This window comes from Curtobacterium sp. PsM8, assembly GCF_030433875.1.
Lineage (GTDB): Bacteria > Actinomycetota > Actinomycetes > Actinomycetales > Microbacteriaceae > Curtobacterium.
The window spans coordinates 1-1,190 of sequence record NZ_JARUXD010000150.1 but is presented as its reverse complement, the minus strand read 5'-3'; the positions used below and the strand labels follow the sequence as shown (position 1 = coordinate 1,190).

Here is a 1,190-nt window from a genome sequence, read left to right as displayed (position 1 = left end):
GGTCAGGAAAAAAGTGTGTGTCAAGTCTTCGGCTTATTAGTACCGGTCAGCTCCACGGGTCGTTAGTCCCCGCTTCCACATCCGGCCTATCAACCCAGTAGTCTGCTGGGAGCCTCTCACACTCAAGGTGCATGGAAATCTCATCTCGAAGACGGCTTCCCGCTTAGATGCTTTCAGCGGTTATCCGGTCCGAACGTAGCTAATCAGCGGTGCCCTTGGCAGAACAACTGACACACCAGAGGTTCGTCCATCCCGGTCCTCTCGTACTAGGGATAGATCTTCTCAAATTTCCAACGCGCGCAGCGGATAGGGACCGAACTGTCTCACGACGTTCTAAACCCAGCTCGCGTACCGCTTTAATGGGCGAACAGCCCAACCCTTGGGACCTACTCCAGCCCCAGGATGCGACGAGCCGACATCGAGGTGCCAAACCATGCCGTCGATATGGACTCTTGGGCAAGATCAGCCTGTTATCCCCGAGGTACCTTTTATCCGTTGAGCGACAGCGCTTCCACAAGCCACTGCCGGATCACTAGTCCCGACTTTCGTCCCTGCTCGACCTGTCAGTCTCACAGTCAAGCTCCCTTGTGCACTTACACTCGCCACCTGATTGCCAACCAGGTTGAGGGAACCTTTGGGCGCCTCCGTTACTCTTTGGGAGGCAACCGCCCCAGTTAAACTACCCATCAGGCACTGTCCATGAACCCGATCAGGGTCCTACGTTAGACATCCAAAGTGACCAGAGTGGTATTTCAACAATGACTCCACGAACACTAGCGTGCCCGCTTCACAGTCTCCCACCTATCCTACACAAGCCACTCCGAACACCAATACCAAACTGTAGTAAAGGTCACGGGGTCTTTCCGTCCTGCTGCGCGTAACGAGCATCTTTACTCGTAGTGCAATTTCGCCGAGTTCGCGGTTGAGACAGCTGGGAAGTCGTTACGCCATTCGTGCAGGTCGGAACTTACCCGACAAGGAATTTCGCTACCTTAGGATGGTTATAGTTACCACCGCCGTTTACTGGGGCTTAAATTCAGAGCTTCGCCGTGAGGCTGACCCTTCCTCTTAACCTTCCAGCACCGGGCAGGCGTCAGTCCGTATACATCGTCTTGCGACTTCGCACGGACCTGTGTTTTTAGTAAACAGTCGCTTCCCACTGGTCTCTGCGGCCTTCAACGCTCACGGAG

At 54.5% G+C, this 1,190-nt stretch carries 1 rRNA gene; it reads right to left on the bottom strand.

The features are described from left to right. Nucleotides 1-16 precede the first annotated feature (16 nt). Nucleotides 17-1,190, bottom strand: a 23S ribosomal RNA gene (locus QCD68_RS17175); the annotation flags it as partial.